Source organism: Serratia sp. BW106 (assembly GCF_002607755.1).
Classification (GTDB): Bacteria; Pseudomonadota; Gammaproteobacteria; order Enterobacterales; family Enterobacteriaceae; genus Serratia; species Serratia proteamaculans.
In genome coordinates this window covers 237,991-257,188 of sequence record NZ_MCGS01000011.1, presented here as the reverse complement: position 1 = coordinate 257,188, position 19,198 = coordinate 237,991, and the positions used below count along the sequence as shown (strand labels likewise).

General features: G+C 56.1%; 15 protein-coding genes. 5 read left to right on the top strand and 10 right to left on the bottom strand.

Features of this window, described 5'->3' with window-relative positions; genetic code table 11:
* Positions 1–26 precede the first annotated feature (26 nt).
* From BEI65_RS10225 to BEI65_RS10200, 6 genes are all read right to left on the bottom strand, one after another.
* Positions 27–5,411, bottom strand: a complete 5,385-nt coding sequence (locus BEI65_RS10225) for a non-ribosomal peptide synthetase (RefSeq protein WP_157765441.1) — start codon at positions 5,409–5,411, stop codon at positions 27–29.
* 425 nt (positions 5,412–5,836) lie between these two features.
* Positions 5,837–6,766, bottom strand: a complete 930-nt coding sequence (locus tag BEI65_RS10220; RefSeq protein ID WP_157765440.1) for a diiron oxygenase — start codon at positions 6,764–6,766, stop codon at positions 5,837–5,839.
* Between the two features lie 15 nt (positions 6,767–6,781).
* Positions 6,782–7,066, bottom strand: a complete 285-nt coding sequence (locus BEI65_RS10215; RefSeq protein WP_099063222.1) for a 2Fe-2S iron-sulfur cluster binding domain-containing protein — start codon at positions 7,064–7,066, stop codon at positions 6,782–6,784.
* 345 nt (positions 7,067–7,411) lie between these two features.
* Positions 7,412–8,374, bottom strand: a complete 963-nt coding sequence (gene yjiA / locus BEI65_RS10210) for a GTPase (protein WP_099063221.1) — start codon at positions 8,372–8,374, stop codon at positions 7,412–7,414.
* Between the two features lie 12 nt (positions 8,375–8,386).
* Complete coding sequence (locus BEI65_RS10205; RefSeq protein WP_004953088.1) at positions 8,387–8,590, bottom strand: YbdD/YjiX family protein; 204 nt, start codon at positions 8,588–8,590, stop codon at positions 8,387–8,389.
* A 66-nt stretch (positions 8,591–8,656) separates the two neighbouring features.
* Positions 8,657–10,837: a carbon starvation CstA family protein gene (locus tag BEI65_RS10200; RefSeq protein WP_099063220.1), complete on the bottom strand. Its 2,181-nt coding sequence runs from the start codon at positions 10,835–10,837 to the stop codon at positions 8,657–8,659.
* Positions 10,838–11,171: 334 nt separating this feature from the next.
* Here BEI65_RS10200 and BEI65_RS10195 point away from each other — a divergent pair, with 334 nt between their 5' ends.
* On the top strand, positions 11,172–11,486 hold the full coding sequence (locus BEI65_RS10195; RefSeq protein ID WP_099063219.1) for a hypothetical protein: 315 nt from the start codon (positions 11,172–11,174) through the stop codon (positions 11,484–11,486).
* A 189-nt stretch (positions 11,487–11,675) separates the two neighbouring features.
* Here BEI65_RS10195 and BEI65_RS10190 read toward each other — a convergent pair whose 3' ends face one another.
* The 4 genes from BEI65_RS10190 to BEI65_RS10175 all read right to left on the bottom strand — a co-directional run bounded on the left by BEI65_RS10190 (position 11,676) and on the right by BEI65_RS10175 (position 15,513).
* Positions 11,676–12,752 carry a YncE family protein gene (locus BEI65_RS10190; RefSeq protein ID WP_099063218.1) on the bottom strand — a complete coding sequence of 359 codons (1,077 nt, stop codon included), beginning with the start codon at positions 12,750–12,752 and terminating at the stop codon, positions 11,676–11,678.
* A gap of 338 nt (positions 12,753–13,090) precedes the next feature.
* On the bottom strand, positions 13,091–13,489 hold the full coding sequence (locus tag BEI65_RS10185; RefSeq protein ID WP_315902526.1) for a hypothetical protein: 399 nt from the start codon (positions 13,487–13,489) through the stop codon (positions 13,091–13,093).
* Positions 13,486–14,490: a hypothetical protein gene (locus BEI65_RS10180; RefSeq protein WP_099063217.1), complete on the bottom strand. Its 1,005-nt coding sequence runs from the start codon at positions 14,488–14,490 to the stop codon at positions 13,486–13,488. Before BEI65_RS10180 ends, BEI65_RS10185 begins: the two co-directional genes overlap by 4 nt.
* Before the next feature lie 123 nt (positions 14,491–14,613).
* A complete protein-coding gene (locus BEI65_RS10175; RefSeq protein WP_099063216.1) occupies positions 14,614–15,513 on the bottom strand; it encodes a LysR family transcriptional regulator in 900 nt (299 codons plus the stop codon).
* 169 nt (positions 15,514–15,682) lie between these two features.
* Between BEI65_RS10175 and BEI65_RS10170 the strand changes: the two genes are divergently transcribed.
* From BEI65_RS10170 to BEI65_RS10155, 4 genes are read left to right on the top strand one after another with little or no spacing between them, the layout of a single operon-like run.
* Positions 15,683–16,381, top strand: a complete 699-nt coding sequence (locus tag BEI65_RS10170) for a CoA transferase subunit A (protein ID WP_099063215.1) — start codon at positions 15,683–15,685, stop codon at positions 16,379–16,381.
* 10 nt (positions 16,382–16,391) lie between these two features.
* On the top strand, positions 16,392–17,045 hold the full coding sequence (locus BEI65_RS10165; protein WP_099063214.1) for a CoA transferase subunit B: 654 nt from the start codon (positions 16,392–16,394) through the stop codon (positions 17,043–17,045).
* 23 nt (positions 17,046–17,068) lie between these two features.
* Entirely contained in the window at positions 17,069–18,250 is a 1,182-nt protein-coding gene (locus tag BEI65_RS10160) for an acetyl-CoA C-acetyltransferase (RefSeq protein WP_099063213.1), read from the top strand.
* Positions 18,251–18,267: 17 nt separating this feature from the next.
* Positions 18,268–19,191 carry a 3-hydroxyacyl-CoA dehydrogenase family protein gene (locus tag BEI65_RS10155; protein ID WP_099063212.1) on the top strand — a complete coding sequence of 308 codons (924 nt, stop codon included), beginning with the start codon at positions 18,268–18,270 and terminating at the stop codon, positions 19,189–19,191.
* Positions 19,192–19,198 lie beyond the last annotated feature (7 nt).

Here is a 19,198-nt window from a genome sequence, read left to right as displayed (position 1 = left end):
GGTACCGCCGGCCGCGGTAGGTTACCTCAATGCACTCCATCTGCTTCCTCCCTGGTTTTGGTGAGCGCCAGCGCGGTCAGCTCGCGAATTTGGCTGTGCAGGATGAATTCGCGGATAGTGAGGGAAATGTGCATCGCCTGGCGAATGGCGTGCAATAGCCGTGGGATCTGCAGCGAGTTGCCGCCCAAGCTGAAAAAACTGTCCGTCACGCTGATGTGTTCCTGCATCAACACGGTTTGCCAGATTTCCTGCATGGCGCGTTCCGCCTCGCTGGCCGGCGGCACGTAATCCGTTTCGGAGGACGAGTAGGTTATCGTCGGGGTAGGTAGCCTGCGAACGTCGATCTTGTTGTTGTTGGTCAGCGGGAAAGCGGACAGCACCATAAAGCTGGAGGGTATCATGATGTTGGGCAGCCTGCTCTTCAACGCCGCGCGCACAGATTTCTCGTTTAACTCCGCGCCGGGCACCATTTGCAGGTAACTGACGATCCTGGCGTTATTCCCTTCTCCGACGATCAGGCTCAAGGCATGCGCGATGCTATCCATGGCGGATAAATTGAGGTCGATCTCGCTGAGCTCAATGCGATGGCCGCGAATTTTTACCTGGTGATCGTTACGGCCCAGATATTCCAATTGCCCACGGCTGTTGAAGCGCGCGATGTCGCCGGTTTTATACAGGTAACGGACGGCGCCAAGGACCTGGCGTTTGATGAACGCCTGGGCGCTCAGCGCACCGTTGTTCCAGTAGCCCGGAGATACGCTGGCGCCGCCCAGGCAAAGCTCGCCGAAAGCACCGCCGGGCACCAGGCCGCCGGCCGAGTCCATGATGAAAGCCTCGGTCATGTTTATCGGCGTGCCGATGCAGGTGCTGTCGCCCTCAAAGGTCAGATCGGCACAGGTTGACCAGATGGTGGTTTCCGTCGGCCCATAGACCTGCAGCACCTGAGTGGCGATGCGCCGCAGTTGTGAAAGCAGCGCGACGGGCATTTTCTCGCCACCGCACAGCACCGTCAGCGGCCGGTTGCCCGCCGCCGGTAAATGGCTGACGATGGTGCCCCAGACGGTCGGGGTGGCCTGAATGACGCTGGGTTGTTGCTGCTCGATAAAATGATAAAGCCTGACGGGATCCATGGCGGTTTCCCGCGGGCACAGCACGACATGGGCGCCCGAGGCCAGAGAGCAAAACAGTTCCAGGCCGAAAATATCGAAACTGATGCTCGTCAGGCTCAACATCTTGTCAGCAGGCCCCAGGGCCAATCGGTCGGCAAAGTCATTGGTGAAATTGGTCAGATTACTGTGACTAATCATCACACCTTTCGGGTTGCCGGTAGAGCCGGAGGTGTACATGATGTAAGCCAGCGGATCCTCTTCTCCGTTCGAACGCGTTTGCTCAACGGCGGGGCTGGCAGACAGTATTGACTCGAAAGTCACGTGCGGGCAATCCGCTGGCACCGTGGCGTTTGCTTCGTCGGTGACCAGGATTTTCGTTCGCGCATCGTCAATCATGTACCGCACGCGATCCGCCGGGTAATGGACATCAATGGGAATATAGTATTTGCCGGCCTTGAGTGCGCCGAAGATCAGTGCCGCCACCCTGCAGCTCTTTTCCATCATAATACCGACAGAAAACGCGTTGTTGTCCAATTCGCTCAGGTAATGGGCGATATGCTCTGAGAGGCGCCACAGTTGCTCGTAGCTGTAACTCTCTTTTTCGCAGCTCACCGCGGGTAAATCCGGCTGCCTGCGTGCCAGGTCATGAATTTGCTCAATCAGCGTCCCGCGCGAGCTCTGCGTCGTATTGCTCGCCAGCTGTAAAAGCCGGGTTTGCTCCGCCTCGCTGAGCGGGTTTATAGCGGCAAGCGCCATCGAGGGGGATTGCGTCAGCAGCTGATGCAGTACCTGTTCATAATTGTTCAGCATCATCTGCAATCTGGCGGCGTGGAACAATTCGCTGGCGTAATCAAGCTCAATGCTGATGCCGTCTGCGGCCAGGCTGAAGTTCCAGGTCATGTCGAACATCGAGAAACCCGAAGACACCGGCAATTTTTGCAATGAGCAGTCATGGAGGCCTGCCTGGCACACGTCTCCGGCGTTTTGCAGAATGGCCATGATTTGGAACAGCGGGTTTTTGTTCGATACGCGCTCGTAATCAATCTGGTGGAGAATGCGGTCGAAGGACAGCTGTTGGTGCCGATAGGCGCCCGTACAGGTTTCCGTCATTTTACCGATCAGGGTTGCCAGGGTGTCATCCGCGCTCAGCACCGTGCGCAGCGGTACGGTATTGACGTGGAATCCGCTCACCTGCTCGAGGTAAAGATTGTCGCGTGCGGCGATGGCGCTGCCAATGACAATATCGTCTTGGTTAGTGTATTTACTCAGCAGATAGGTCAGCGCTGCGGTAAGCAAAACGAAGGGAGTCGCACCTAATACCCTGGCGCGCTGTTCCAGCAGCCCCGCGATGGCGGGATCCAACCGGCGGCCTATGCGTTCACCGGCATGCGTCGGTGCCAGGGGGCGAGGCATGTCTAAGGGGAAATCCAATTCTCTGCACGCGTGCAGTTTTTGCTGCCAGTAGGCGATATCGCTCTCGAGGCGGGGTTCCCCGGCATCATTGACGATATCAATTGTTTGAACCTCTGGTACCGGCAGTGCGTAGGGGCCCCCGCCGCACAGATGATTATATTGCCGCCAAAGATCGTTGAGGATGAGGTCCTCACTCCAGGCATCGGTCAGAATGTTGTGTTTCACCCATACTAACACGTGGTGCTGGTCATGGTACTGCACCAAACGCAGGGTGACCGGCGGGCGGCGGGTAATATCGAAGGGGACGGCGCAAAGCTGTTTCACCCTGTCTTCCAGAGGAGGATGCTGCCCGGTGAGGGTATGCCCGGCAAGGTTAATGGGAATATGCGGCAGCGCATGCTGATAGGCGATGCCCTGATCCTCGCCGAATTGAGTACGCAGGCTTTCATGTTTTTCATAAATGAAATTGATGGCCTGCTCGAACAGCGAAAGATTTAGCGGCCCGCGGATCTCCACCGCAATGGGTAGGTTATAACTGCAATCATCAGGATTCAGCGCGCTCAGGTACCACAGTAAATTTTGCTGGGGGCTGAGCGCCGCACGGCGTTGCTCGCCGATGGGGACGGTCCTGTCGGCGGAGACCGCCTTATTCTCAATATATTCCGCCAGATTACGTATCGTATTGTTTTGGAAAAGGTCGGCGATATTCAGACGACAGCACAAATCCCGGGCGACCAGCGAAACGATTTTACTCATGGTAAGCGAGTGTGCCCCCAGGCAGATAAAGTCCTGCGTGACGTCGGCGCGGGTACAACCGATGGCCTCGGTCACGATGCGCTCCAGGATCACTTCCGTTTCGGTTTCCGGCAACGCCATATCGCCGTCACCGTCTTCTATAACCCAGTTTTCCAACTGCTGGCGCGCAACTTTGCCATTGGTGGTCAACGGCAATGCAGGCAAGAAAACGAAAGCGGTCGGAATGGCGGCTGCATGCAGCAGAGGGGCCAGCGAATGCCGTAAGCCATCGGCGGTCAGGGCCGGCGACGAGGCTTGCACAAACGCCACCAGCGCTTTGCCGGCGGCCTGCGGTTTGGCTACCACGCACACGCTTTCTACCTGCGGATGGGTGCGAATGGCCGTTTCCACTTCGCCAATTTCGATACGCACGCCGCGGATCTTGACCTGATGGTCTTTGCGGCCAATAAAAATAATATTTCCCTGTTTATCCCATTTGGCGATATCGCCCGTTTTATAAATGCGTTCTTTACCCGGACTGCCGGGTAGGGCGAACGTGATGAATTTTTCGCCGGTCAATTCGGGCTGATTCAAATAACCGCGGGCAAGGCCGTGCCCGGCGATGCACAATTCACCCTCGAAGCCGAGGGGCTGCAGATTATTGTGCGCATCCAGGATATGGCAGCGGTAATTCTTCAGCGGTTTGCCAATGCAGTTCCAGGCCACGCCGGATTGATATTCGCACAGGGAGGTGGCGATGGTGGCCTCTGTCGGGCCATAGCCGTTGAACAGACGAGTCTGCTCAGCCCACCAGGCCACCACATCCGCCGGCGGTGCATCGCCCATCACAATCATCGATCTTAAACCGCTCCAGGCTTCACGTGGCAGCAATTCAAGGATGGCCGGGGTAATGGTGATATGGTTCACCTCGTGCCGCGCGAGGTAACGGAATAAGGCATCGATTTCGGTATGCAATGTCGTAGGCGCGAGGTAGAGCGTTGATCCGCTGATCAAGGCACCGTAAACATCCCAGCCAAAAGCATCAAAACCCAGAGAGGCAATCGACAGGACTTTACTGCCGGTTTCCAACCGCATGAAGTCGCGATGGTTTTGCGCGACGTTGGCAAGCCCCTCACGAGTGATCATGACGCCTTTAGCTTTGCCGGTGGTGCCCGAGGTGTAACAGAGGTAAGCCAGGCCATCAGACGGCAGGGGAAGATGTGACGCCGGCAGGGTCATTGCCGGGTAGTTAATGGTTGCCGGATCAATGCACGGCGCATTCCCCGCCTGCAGAAGAGTATCGGCCAGGATCAGCGTGGGTCGCACATCATTAAGGATATTCTGATTGCGGGTTGCCGGGGCCTGCGGGTCGAGCAGAACATAGGTCTTATTACTTTTCAGGATGCCCAGCATTACGATCGGCAGCAGGGCGGTTTTCTGCATGGATACGGCAATAATGTCGTGGCCGTCTACGTCGCCGCAGTGTTCGAGCAGCCAACAAGCCATTCTGTCAGAGGCGTCATCGAGCTCAGCGTAGCTGTATTCTCTGTCGTCGGCATGCAAGGCGATAAGCGCCGAATTTTCCGCCGCCGTACGGCGAAACAGGGTGACAATATCTTGGGAAAGCAGGGCCGCGTCCGCGGTATCATTGAAGGACGCCAACTGGCGTATTTCATCAGGAGAAATGACCAGTGGTGCGGTAGCGGGATCGTCCTGAGAGATGAGTAGCGCGTCCAGATAGTCGGTGAAGCGTTGGAAACGGGCATCGTCCCCAGTTACCGTGACCAACACGCCATCACCATCGCCGGCGGGGGCGAGGGTAATCATCGCATTGGCTTGCGCGTATCGGTTTTGTTTGAGAATGCCGGTTTCATTGAAGAAGAAATGCCGCAGGTTTTGATTCTCCGGCGTGACCTGGTCTTCGGCAAGGGTATGAAAGTCAGCTTCTTTTCGCCAGGTGACGAAACAGAGATCGGTCGCGCAACGCCCCTGGGTTTGGTCACCCAAGCGTTGTAAAAGCGTGACGATCAAAGCGCGCAGGCGTTCTGGCGGAGCGGAATAACATTTCTGGCCGATGCAAGGAGGCAAACTGATATTGTCAGGCAGTATGCCGCGTGACAGAGAGACCACTACGTCGCAGATTAAGTCTTTCAACTGCTCTGCGTTATTCCGTTGGCTATGTCGGGTATCGGGTATCAGACTGCCGCACAGGTAGCCGGTTTTTTCTTTTTGAATAAAGTACAGGGATAAGTATTCTTGTTTTTGTAAACTATCTACATCGGTGATTATTTCTTTATTTGACGATATCACCAGAACGTTTTCAGATAATTTCTGCAGTCGTTGTAATTCATCCTGATGATTGTTTGTCGTTATTATCAGGTCGATTTTCCCGGCTGGTAAAGATGATGAAGATAACGGGTAAATATGATGACCATATTCTTGTATTTCTGAGGTGAGCGCTTCCCCGCAATGGATATTGCCTGAGAATACTATGTTTAATAGTTCCACATTGGCTTCCTAGTAATAGTGTAACGTGAGCATCCGGTGCTGATGTCCAGTTTTTATTCGGTTTATCTGTTTTATGCCTGCGCTATTTTCGAAATCGGCAGGTCTTCGAGTATGCCCGCTTTATCCAGTGCCAGCAGCATCTGCTGCGTAACAATATTATTGGTTTCCCATGGCTTGGTGTCGGCAGGTGGATAAGTGTCGTGAATGACGGCGGCGATGGTTTCTGCATCCATATTCAAATGATCTAACATCCGGACGCTAAATTCTTTAGCGATGGCATCCGTCGTATAGTGTTCAATAAAGGTCAGGATGGGGCGTTTCATCGCCTCTTTTGCATGCGTATCGCTGTGGCGCCATATATGCCCAAGTATCTGTTGAGAAAAGCGGGCGTGTCGGCCTTCGTCCGCGACATGGTCTTTCATGATCTGATAGAAGGAGGGGAAAATATCTTCATTGTCGATGACATCGATGAGATCGGTGGTTAACGCCTGTTCTGACAGGGAAACGCACACCAGCCGGAATAATTCTCGGTGTTCATCCGGGGTCTGGCCAAGCGCGAGCGCGAGCGCGAAGGACGCTTCGGTGTCTTTCGGCATGCTCAGCGGTGCTATGCCCGTCATTTGTTCGACCTGATTGATAAGGTCTAGTGCGACCAGAGCATGATAGGACTCATCTACAACGACGGTTAATGCTTCCAGGCGTATATTCGCGGGGAAATCGACACCTGCGGTATTTTTGTACAACTTGTAGGTTGAGTCATTAATAATCTCCAGCTCAATGTTGGCGATGCCATTCAGATAGTGATAAAGCGTTTGGACCTGAATATAGCGCAGCGCTTCGTCACCCAACGCCGACACGCGCGGGTGCATGCAAAGCGGCAGACGTTCCGTAGGGAAATATTGCCTGGATTGGTAATCTTGCTCATTAAGTATGCGACGCGGACGGGAGCGGACAATAGCAGCGCGATCCCATTTTTTCAGGGTTGTTTCAATTATACTCACGGAAAGAATCCTTCTTTAATAGAGTTCGACTTCAATATCCGACAGCGGATAGGCACAGCAAGCTAATATAATATTTTCCTCAAGCTCATCTTCGGCGAGGGCGCTTTGTTTTCCATGACGCACTTCACCTTTGACTAACAACATTTTGCAACAGCCGCATTTTCCTGCGCGACATAAATGTGGAATATCGATACCTTTGCTCTCAAAGTTATCTAATAGTGACTTCTCGGCGCAAAAGCTACCCGTGTCCTCACCATCAAGAATAACCTGATAGTGGGCGATTTTTGATTGTGAAATCATGACGGGGATTTCCTTAGCTATTAATTAAATGGTGTGGTGTCCATTATTCTTACCTTGGTTGAATGAGATTTTTATTATGTGCCTTGATGGCGGAATAACAGTAGCTTCTGTGTTGTTTATTGTCAACATGAATGGTTAATAACTTTAACATTTCATTAATTTTTGCATTGTCTTTTTATTTTTTAATGGTTAACTCGTTAATTATTTATTTTTTTATTTTTACAGGTGAATATGACCATATTGCAATAATTGATTTTAAAATTATTTTATTTGGCAGCGGCGGGGCCGCATCGGCAGGTTAAATGAGTGGGCTGCAATTGAATGTGCAGCCCGATAGGTTCAGGCTTACGCCAACTCGGCAAAACGCTGGCGAATGGTGTCTTCCGGCAAATCTACCCCGATAAACACCAAAGTACTGCGGCGTTCCTCGTCGGGTAACCACTCGCGGTCCCAGTCAGCGTTATACAGCCGTTGCACGCCCTGGAACAGCAGGCGACGCGGCTCGTCCTGGATCGACAAAATCCCTTTATAACGCAGCAGGCTGTCGGCGTATTCCAGCAGCAGGCCTTCCATCACTTCTGAAACCTGCATCAGCTCCAGCGGTTGGTCGTGGTACACCACAATCGACTGAATGTTGTTTTGCGCCTGCGGAATGCGGCGAAACAGGGGAGTTGGCGGCGTCAGGTTCAGCTTGTCGTTCAGCACAAAGCCTTCGATGTCGAACAGCACGCTTAGATCGATATCGCCGTGCGTCACTGTATAAACCGGGGCGCGGGCGTTCATCTGTTGCAGCCGCTGGGTCAGCGCTTCACAGTCCGGCGCCACGTCGGTTTTGGTCAGCAGAATACGGTCGGCGTAGCCCACCTGCGCCTGCGCGATGCTGAACTGGTTGAGTTGTTGATCGGCGTGTACGGCGTCCACCAGCGTGATGATGCCGTCCAGCAGGAAGCGTTCGCAGAGGATCTCATGTGAGAAAAAGGTCTGGGTGATCGGGCCGGGGTCGGCCATGCCGGTGCATTCAATGATCAGCCGGTCGAACTCCAGTTGGCCCTGGTCAACGCCGTCCAGCAAGTCCAGCAGCGCGTCTGCCAGCTCGTTGGATTTGCTGCAGCAGATGCAGCCGTTGCTCAGGGTGGTGATGCGGCTGGCGCGATCGCCAATCAATGCGTTGTCGATCGGCACTTCGCCGAACTCGTTTTCAATCACGGCAATCTTGTAGCCGTGTTCGGCGTTGAGAATATGGCGGAGCAGGGTGGTTTTACCGGCACCCAAAAAGCCGGTCAGAATGGTGACTGCGATGGGTTTCATTATGGGTCCTTGTTAACAACAGCGCATACCGCCTTTGCCGTCCCCACCGTAGCGGGCCTGCTGGCGTTCGCGGAAAAACTCTTTATAGGTCATCACCGGCTTGTCCGGGTGGTTGTCTTTCATATGCTGGACGTAGGTATCGTAGTCAGGCACGCCGACCAACATGCGCGCCGCCTGCCCGAGATATTTACCCGCCTGGCCGAGATTACCGAACATAGCCTTCTCCCAAAAAATGACCCTGCATAATAGATTTCATTATGCAGGGTATCCGTTAAATCACCATCAGTGCTGCGGTGAAACTTTGACGTCCCCCTCAGTTACGCCGTTGGCAGGTGCTTCTTCAGGCACCGGCACGTAAGGGGTTTCCTGGTCGCTGCGGTTCGGGTTTTTGTGCGCCGCCATGGCGGTTTTCACCCCATAGAAGATGATGCTGTACACCACCAGCAGGAACAGAACACTCAGCCCGGCGTTGGTGTAGTTGTTCACCACGATATGGTTCATGTTGGCCACCTGCTGGGCGGTCAGCTCTGCGCCGCCTTCGGCGATTTTGCGTTTGTACTCGCCGGCCTGGAAGAAGAAGCCTTCCAGCTGTGGGTTGTCGCTGAACAGCTTCAGGCCCAGGGCGTAGGTGGTACAAATCAGCAGCCACACTGCCGGAACCACGGTGACCCAAATGTACTTGGTGCGCTTCATCTTGATCAGCACCACGGTACCCAGCACCAGCGCCACGGCGGCCAGCATCTGGTTGGAGATGCCGAACAGCGGCCACAGGCTCTTCACGCCGCCAAGCGGATCGACCACCCCCTGATACAGCAGGTAGCCCCACAGCCCCACACAACCGGCGGTGCCGACAATACCGGCCACCAGCGAGTCGGTTTTTTTCAGGAACGGCACAAAGTTGCCCAGCAAGTCCTGCAGCATAAAGCGGCCGGAACGGGTGCCTGCGTCCAGCGCGGTCAGGATGAACATCGCTTCGAACAGAATACCGAAGTGGTACCAGAAGCCCATATTGGCGCCAGGAATGATCTGGTGGAACACGTGGGCGATACCCACCGCCAGGGTTGGTGCGCCACCGGCGCGGTTCAGTACCGAAGGTTCACCGATGTCTTTGGCGGTTTGCAGGATCTGTTCCGGACTGATGACAAAGCCCCAGGAACTGACGGTTGCCGCCGCATGGGCGGTCACATCACGCAGTGAAGCCATGATCATCGGTGCATCTTCGGTGCCCAAGCGGTGCAGGTCTGGCATGGTGATGCCCAGTGCGGCCGGTGGGGTGTTCATGGCGAAGTACAGGCCCGGTTCGATGATGGAAGCCGCGACCAGCGCCATGATGGCGACGAAGGACTCCATCAGCATCGCGCCGTAACCGATAAAGCGCGCGTCTTTTTCATTGGCCAACAGCTTCGGCGTGGTGCCGGAGGCGATCAGCGCATGGAAGCCGGAAACCGCGCCACAGGCGATGGTAATGAACAGGAACGGGAACACCGAGCCTTTCCACACCGGGCCGGTGCCGTCGATAAACTGGGTCATCGCCGGCATTTTCAGCTCAGGGTTGAGGATCACGATGCCAATCGCCAGCCCGACGATCACGCCAATTTTCAGGAAGGTCGCCAGATAGTCGCGCGGCGCCAGGATCAACCACACCGGCAGCAGAGCGGAGATAAACGCATAACCAATCAGCGTATAGGTGATGGTGGTGTCTTTGAAGGTCAGCGCCGGGCCCCAGAACGGGTCGTGGGCGATCACGCCGCCAAACCAGATGGAGAGCACCAGCAGCACGATGCCAATCACCGAAATCTCACCGACCCGGCCAGGGCGCAGGAAGCGCATGTAGATGCCCATAAACAGGGCAATCGGCACGGTGGAGCACACGGTAAACACGCCCCATGGGCTTTCCGCCAGCGCTTTCACCACGATCAGGGCCAGCACCGCCAGAATGATGATCATAATCAGGAAGCAGCCAAATAGCGCGATGGTGCCCGGTACCGGCCCCATTTCCTTTTTGATGATTTCACCGAGCGATGCGCCGTTGCGGCGTGAGGAGATGAACAGCACTAAAAAGTCCTGCACTGCCCCCGCCAGCACCACGCCGCCCAACAGCCACAGCGTGCCGGGCAGGTAACCGACCTGCGCAGCCAACACCGGGCCGACCAGCGGGCCTGCGCCGGCAATGGCGGCGAAGTGGTGGCCGAACAGCACGTACTTGTTGGTCGGCACATAGTTCAGACCGTCGTTATTGACCACCGCCGGGGTGGCGCGGAAGGCGTCCAGCTTCATCACCTTGGTGGCGATGTACAGGCTGTAATAACGGTAAGCCACCAGATACACCGCCACCGAAGCGACGATGATCCACAGTGCGCTGATGTGCTCGCCGCGACGCAGCGCCACCACACCCAGGCAGGAAGCGCCGAGTATCCCCAGCAGCATCCAGGGTATGTGTTTTAAAATCCCCTCTCGGTTCATTGAAGTGTCCTTAGTTCAAATCTGCAAAAAAATGAGTGAGTTAATCCGCTTATAAGATGTGTAGGCATGTGGCCCGGATGCGGATAACTGTCGGATAGAGGTATAGGAACAGCTCATCATTGCGGCTTGGGGCAGGGGAAGACATCTGAATTTCAGTCAGCGGTGCTATAGGGGCGCTAAGCGGTCAAAATCCCGGGGTGAACGGTTGGGCGCTGCGCGGCAGCGCCCCACTGGGGACGCGGAAAAGGGATTGGAAGAGTGAGTCACTGTCTGATGGCTGGATAATAAACGGTTGCATATACTGCGGATAACTTGGTTATTCCGGAGAAAATCCATGATCAGAACCTTAATCGTATTTATCGCCGCCATCACGGCGTTCAATGCCGCTGCGTCGTCGGAAGCTGCCTGGGCCAGTGGCGATAAAGTGCTGCAAGCGGCCTGTCTGAAAGCCAGCGGACTGAAAGGTGCCAAAGCCGACGGCAGCATTATTCATTATGGCGACGACGTCGGTTACTCGGCGCTGCTGATTAGCGGCCGCTACCCGCAGGCGTTTATGCACAACAAACCGGGCAAAGAGCTGTGCCTTTACCAGCGAGCGACTAAAAAAGCGGTGATCCAGGATGCCGACGGGCTGGTGGGTAAGCTGTAGCCGCCATTCAGGGGTCAGGATGAATGAGGGATAATCGATTAGGGGCCTTCGTGGTAGGGGCGCTGCATGCTGCGCCCTATTGTATAATCAATGGGTTAGCTCGGGTCGAACATGTTCGACCCCTACTGGTTTAGCCATCACACCGTTTTGTCAGCCGTCTGAGGGGCGCTATAGCGCCCCCTGTCGGTGTTATTTCAAAGCGATACGGATCACGTCATCCGGATCTGTGGCTTCTTTTTCACGGCTGGAAGCCTGTTTGACGCTGACGTACAGCGTCTGGCCATCCGGTGACAGCGCCAGGCTGTTCGGGTGGGTCGGCGTCTTGATCGTCTGCAGCAGCTTGTAGCTCTTGGCATCAATCACGCTCACTTCACCGGCCTTACGGTGGGTCACATAGACTTCATTACGCGCCGGGTTGAACAGCACCGCCAGCGATTCCGGCACGTCGATCTTGCTCAGAATTTTGCCGTCGCGGGTATCGACAACCAACACCTGCGCCTGCTTGGAGTCAGTGATAAAGGCGCGGTGGGTGGCTGGATCCAGGCTGATGTTCAGGAAGAAGTGCTCTTTGGACTCATCGAGTTTCTTGCGGCTGACAACCTTGTTGGTTTTGGTGTCGATAGTCACCAGTTCGCCGTCGGCGTTGGTCACATACAGACGGCCGGCAGCGGCGTCCAGCGCCAGACCAGTGCCGTATTTACCGGTCTCGGTAATGGTGGTGCGCAGGGTCAGATCCTTGCCATCCACCACCCAAACCACGCTGGATTCACCCAGCCCGGTGATATACAGGGTGTCGGTGGTGGCGTCGGCGACCAGTTCACGCGGCGCTAACGGCTTTACCGTCTCGGAGCGTTTACGCGCATCCAGCACCAGGCGGCCTTTTACGTCCCCGGTTTTGCCGTCGATGGCGGTCACCGAGTTGTTGGTGGTGTTACCGAAGAACAGCGTATCGGTTTTGCTGTTAATGGCCGCGCCGAAAGGTTTGATGTCGTTGTGAATGATCTGGGTGATATCCAGCGTCTGTGGATCCAAACGATAGACTACGCCCCCTTTATCCAGCTTGCGGCTTTGCGAAGTGGCCAGGTACAGCGCGTTCTCGCCCTGGCTGTAGACCATTTCATAAGCACCTTTGCCGACCGGTTTACGCAGCAGTTCTGGCTCGCCCTGGGCCAGCAGCGGGGCGGAAAACAGCATTGAAGTGAGCAGCAGCAGTGGGAAAGCCGTGCGCCCGCCGAAACGACGGTTGCGAGTTGTTGCAGAGTTCATAACCTCTCCATGGAGTTAAAAAGCCTGTCGCCGCAGAGCCGTTGCTCTGAGGCCAAGAAAGCTCATCATCGAATTGAAGGTAAAGTCCTGCCGGTCACGTCGTGGCGCACCGGGCTTTATGCTTGCGAATAATAATCATTATTTATTGAGAATGGGAGTTATTTCAATGCAGGCTGGGGTGAAAATCACAGTGTGGAGGATTGGCGGGCGGCTATCTCCCGTTCGATAGCGGCGGCCAGCCCAGTCCGCAGGCGCCGACTGGGCGATGGTTGTTGAATATCACTGTGATAAAAAGAGTCAGAACGGGAATGTGGCTATGACCTAATCAGACATCATTGTTAAATACTGTTCTTAATGAGGAAAATAAAAATACAACCAACGACGATAATAAAAGCTTCCACAAGCAAAAAAATAAAGTCTAACGCCAACCATTTTTGTAACGCCGGGGAGGTCGTCTTTTGCACGAAATCGTAAGTTTTTGCATCAAGCCAAACCTGGTCTCTTATCTTTATTTTTTTATTCTTCAGTATCCAGAGAAACCACTGAGCTTTCAGTGAGGTACCGAGCATGCCAAGGCTATCTGCGAAGGCCACGTAGGGAGGGATAAAGTGACCCTTGGTGACATAGTCTTGATAAAAAACGTCAAATTCTTTTTTATGACGGCGATAGCAGAGATACTGAATGAAGGCTCCTAAAGCCAGCAGCAACAAACACAATATGACGATAATTTTCATCATTCACCTACCACCAGGGTTGTCAAATAATCGGAACCCATGCTGCCTAGAGTGGATCCTGCCGCACCACCGATAGCCGCACCTGCAACACCACAAACGATCACACCCGCTCCTGCTGTTGCGGCACCTAGCACAATTGAACAAGCTGTAATAGCAAGGCCCGCACCTACATTACCACCCCAAATTCCCGCCGCGGTACTCGCAGCAAAATTACTGTACCCCTTAACCGCAACCTTGGTGCATTCCTGCTCCCGGCCGCTGGTGCAGGCGTTATAAACGTTATTGGTGGTATTCAACCCACTGAGGCCGATGCCCACCCAACCGCCGGCTTTCATAAATTTCGCTGCGCGGCTGGCGCTGTCGATATAGTTCGAATAGCCCTTAATCGCGCCGACTCCGGCGGTACTCCATTCATGTACCAGTGATTTGCTTGAAAGCCCCAGAGCATGCTTGATCTGGCTATATTCTTTCATATTGAGCTGGGCACGGGTAAGGCGATTCAGTAATGGTTTTAATGTACCAAACAGTCGTGCTCGTTCCACCTGAAACTGGGTACCGATTAGCGCACCGCTCACGCGGAATTGATTCTGGTAGGTTTTTTCAATGTCGACCAGGATGTTTTTGATCTGGCCAAAGTAACGTTCACCGGCATCAGAAGCCAGCCCGACGACGGTATCACCGTAGTTGGTGAAAGCGGCGATGGCGGCATAGTTACGGTGTAAAAAAGCGGAAAAATCGCCGCCACCGGCTTGCACCGCCTTGCTGGTGCGAGTCTTGGCCTGCATCAACATGGCGAGCTGCACCGCCTGATTTGGGTTGTGCGGATCGGCAACGATCAGCATTTGCCCCGGCTGCACTATGGGTGTGTCGGTATTGAGTTGCAGAAAATAGTCGGCTGCTTTTGAGGGCTTGCCGCCAAACAGATAGTGGGCTTGATAGGCCAAAGGACCAGCCTGCTGAGCGATGCAATAGCCTGGCGCAATACTGCTGGGCTTGTGTTCCATGTCGAATGAACTCCCTGTTTTTACGGAAACTTAACATTTTCTGTAGAATGAGAACAGGTTCGGGTTCACGCTACGGGGGACAGAATTCTCCGAAAAGCCTGAATTATCCCGTCAAACTCCTCATTAAATTCCACTCATCGCCATTTCCCGTTCAATCACTCCGGCCAGCGCCTGGGCCGCCGAAGACAAACGGTGTTGAGCAAGGCGGATTAGCCCGACTCGCCGTTCGATCACCGGGCCGAACAGTGGCACGCAGGTGGCGCCCAACTCGCCCATTTGTTGTTCACACAGCGCCGGTACCGCGCTGGCGCCCAGTCCGTTGGCTACCATGCGCCCGACCGTTACCAACTGGTGGCTTTCAAACGCCACCTCCAGGGTTCTGCCGCTTTTGGCCAGCGTCTGTTCCAGCAGTAAACGCACCGCAGAAGGGCGTTGCAGGGTAATAAAGTCCAGCGTCAGCAGCTCTTTCCAACTCACCTGCGCCCGACCTGCCAGCGGCGAATCCTTCGGCACTACCGCCACAAAGCGATCGTTGCACAGCGGGGTGAAGTGCAGGGTATCGCTGGGCTCCGGCTCGAAGGCGATGCCCATTTCTACCCGGCCTTCACGGATCATCTCGAACACCTGCTCATTAATCACGTCGTGTACTGCCACGTTGATCCCGGCGTAGTGATCGCGAAACACTTTCAGGATCGGCGGCAGCGGATTAGCGGCGAACGAAGGCATGGCAGCGATGGCCACCTTGCCCATTTGCAGGGTAAAGCGCTGGTGCATCGCCTCTTCCGCATTGTCCCAGTCTGCCAGCAGTTGGCGTGCCATCGGGAAGAAGCTCTCACCTTCCGGCGTCAGCGCCACGCGGCGCGTGGTACGCAGCAACAACTGCCCCCCCAACGCCTCTTCCAGCCCGCGAATGGCCAGACTCAGCGCCGGCTGCGAAATATTCAGCCGTTCGCTCGCCTGGGCGAAGTTAAGAGTGTGAGCTACCGCTAAAAACGCGCGTAACTGTTTGATGCTCATTTTCATTTTTGAATTACTTAACTCTTTTGAAAACAGTTATTAACAATTGATTAATAAAAATTCTAAATCAATGGGGCACAAAAACAAAATTAACAAATCATTTTTGTGACCTGAAGATGCCTTTACACCAGCAGGGGTATACCGCCCATTGCTACAGAACACTCAGAGGCAGCGAATGGCAGGGCTCGATAAACGCGTCGGAAGCTACCAGGAAGCGCTGGCAGGCCTGACGAATAATATGACGGTGCTGGCGGGCGGTTTCGGCCTGTGCGGCATCCCGGAAAACCTGATTAATGAGATCCGTCGCCTGGGAGTGACCGGCCTGACGGTGGTATCAAACAACTGCGGCATCGACGGCTTTGGTCTCGGCCTGCTGCTGGAAAATCGACAGATCCGCAAGATGGTGGCCTCCTACGTTGGGGAGAACGCGCTGTTCGAGCAACAGGCGATCAGCGGCGAGCTGGAGGTGGAGCTGACGCCGCAAGGATCGCTGGCGGAAAAAATCCGCGCTGGGGGAGCCGGTATCCCGGCGTTTTTCACTGCCACCGGCTACGGCACCCCGGTAGCCGAAGGCAAGGAAGTGCGCGAATTCAATGGCCGCCCCTACATCATGGAGCAGGCAATCACCGGCGACTTCGCCATCATCAAGGGCTGGAAAGCCGATCACTTCGGCAATGTCATCTATCGCCACACCGCACAGAACTTCAACCCGTTGATGGCCACCGCCGGACGGATCACCGTGGTGGAGGTGGAAGAAATTGTCGCGCCGGGCGAGCTGGATCCGGCGGCGATCCACACCCCCGGTATCTACGTCGACCGCCTGATCCAGGGCAGTTTCGAAAAGCGCATTGAACAGCGCACCCTGCGGACCTGAGGAGAACCCGATGCTTACCCGTGAACAAATGGCGCAGCGCGTGGCACAAGAACTGCGTGACGGCGACTACGTCAATCTGGGGATCGGCATTCCGACGCTGGTGGCCAACTATGTACCACCGGGCATGGACGTGATGCTGCAATCCGAAAACGGCCTGCTGGGTATGGGCGGCTTCCCGACCGAAGCAGAGCTGGATGCCGACATGATCAACGCCGGTAAGCAAACGGTCACCGCCCGTATCGGTGCCTCGATTTTCGACTCGGCGCAGTCGTTCGCCATGATCCGCGGCGGCCATGTTGATCTCACCGTGTTGGGTGCTTTTGAGGTGGACGTTGAGGGCAATATTGCCTCGTGGATGATCCCCGGCAAGCTGGTGAAGGGCATGGGCGGCGCGATGGATCTGGTGGCCGGTGCAGAGAACATCATTGTAGTGATGACCCACGCGTCAAAGAGTGGTGAGTCCAAGCTGTTACCGCGCTGCACGCTGCCGCTGACCGGGGCCCACTGCATTCGCAAGGTTCTGACCGATCTGGCCTACCTGGAAATTGAAAACGGTGCCTTTGTGCTGCGCGAACGTGCGCCCGGCGTCAGCGTGGAAGAGATTGTTGCCAAAACCGCCGGTCGGCTGATCGTGCCCGCCCAGGTGCCGGAGATGCGCTTCTGATGACGTTACCCAAGGAGAAAACCATGCAACAGGTGGTGATTGTGGCGGCGACTCGCACGCCGATTGGCAGTTTTCAGGGCGCGCTGGCTACGTTGTCGGCGGTGGATCTGGGCACGGTGGTGGTGAAGGCCTTACTGGCGCGCAGCGGTGTTCCAGCGGATCAGGTGGATGAAGTGATCCTCGGTCAGGTGCTGACGGCCGGTTGTGGCCAGAACCCGGCACGTCAGACCGCGCTGAACGCCGGGCTGCCCTATAGCGTACCAGCGCTGACCATCAATAAGGTCTGCGGTTCGGGTCTGAAGGCGATCCATCTGGCAATGCAGGCGATCCGTTGTGGTGACGCCGAAGTGATTATCGCCGGGGGGCAGGAAAGTATGAGTCAGTCGCCATACCTGATGAACGGCGCGCGTGCCGGGCTGCGTCTCGGCCACGGTCAGTTGACTGACAGCGTGATCCAGGACGGCCTGTGGGACGCTTTCAACGATTATCACATGGGTATCACCGCCGAAAATCTGGCGGAGAAATACGCCATCAGCCGCAGTGAGCAGGATGAGTTTGCGCTGTGGTCACAGCAGAAAACCCAGGCCGCGCAGCAGGCCGGGCATTTTGTGTCGGAAATCACCCCGGTAGAGGTGCCCAAACCCAGGGGCGAACCGCTGCGGGTGGCGTCGGATGAGCAACCCCGCGCTGACGCTACGCTGGAGAGCCTGGCCCGGCTGCGTCCGGCGTTCCGCCAGGACGGCACGGTGACCGCCGGTAATGCCTCCTCGATTAACGACGGTGCGGCGGCGGTGCTATTGATGAGTGCGGCGAAGGCCGCCGAGCTCAGGCTGCCGGTGCTGGCGCGTATTGCCGGTTATGCGGCCTCGGGGGTCGATCCGGCGATCATGGGCATCGGCCCGGTACCGGCGGCGCGTCGCTGTCTGGCTAATGCCGGTTGGTCACTGAGCGAGGTAGACCTGATCGAGGCCAATGAGGCGTTTGCCGCGCAGGCGTTGGCCGTCGGCCGTGAACTGGAGTGGGACAGCGCCCGGGTCAATGTTAACGGCGGGGCGATAGCGCTCGGACACCCGATCGGCGCTTCCGGCTGTCGCATATTGGTTACGCTGCTGCATGAGATGCAGCGCCGTGAGGTCAACAAGGGGCTGGCGATGCTGTGTATCGGCGGCGGGCAGGGCGTGGCGCTGGCGGTTGAGCGCGGCTGATTATCTGGGAGGAAGCTATGCATTCACCTGACTATGCAGTGCTTGGCGCCGGGCTGATGGGGATTGGCATCGCCACCCATTTCGCCCGCCATGGTCATGACATCCTGCTGTACGACCCGGATCCACAGCGGCTGGCGGAAGTCCCGGCGGTCGCGGGCAGTATTCTGGCGGAATTGACCGACGTTGGGCAGTTTGCAGCGACGGAACAGGCGGCGGTGCTGGCGCGCCTGAGCGTGACCGGCGATCTCAATGATCTGGCCCGCGCCCGGTTATTGATAGAGGCGATCCCCGAGCGTCTGGCGCTCAAGCACGCGTTATATGAACAACTGGAAGGGCTGATTGCCGACGACGCGGTGATCGCCAGTAATACCAGCGGCCTGCCGCCGGACGAGTTGGCAATCCGGATGATCCATCCGCAGCGCTTGTTGATCGCCCATTTTTGGAATCCGCCCCACCTGATCCCGCTGGTGGAGATTGTGCCCGGCAGCGCCACCGATCCCCGCCATCTGGCCGCGGTGCAGCAATTACTGAGTGGCATGGCGCTGGAGGCGGTGCTGTTGGATCGCGCCGCACCGGGTTTTGTCGGCAACCGGCTGCAGTTTGCGCTACTGCGCGAGGCGCTGTACATCGTGCAAAGCGGCATCGCCAGCCCGCAGGTGGTGGATCAGGTGATGCGAGCTTCGCTTGGGCGGCGCTACGCGATGGTTGGGCCGCTGGAGGCCGCCGACATGACCGGGTTGGAGACGGTGGCGGATATCGCCCGCCACTTGCTGCCAGAGTTGGCGACCGATGAAAAGATGATGGCACTGGTGGAGGAACAGCTTCGTCAGGGCAACACTGGCCAACGCAGCGGCCAGGGCTTTTATCACTGGGATGAAGCACGCAGGGAACGCATCCAACAGCGGCGGGCGCACCAACTGCGTTTCGCCCTGAAACCTTAACCGCACC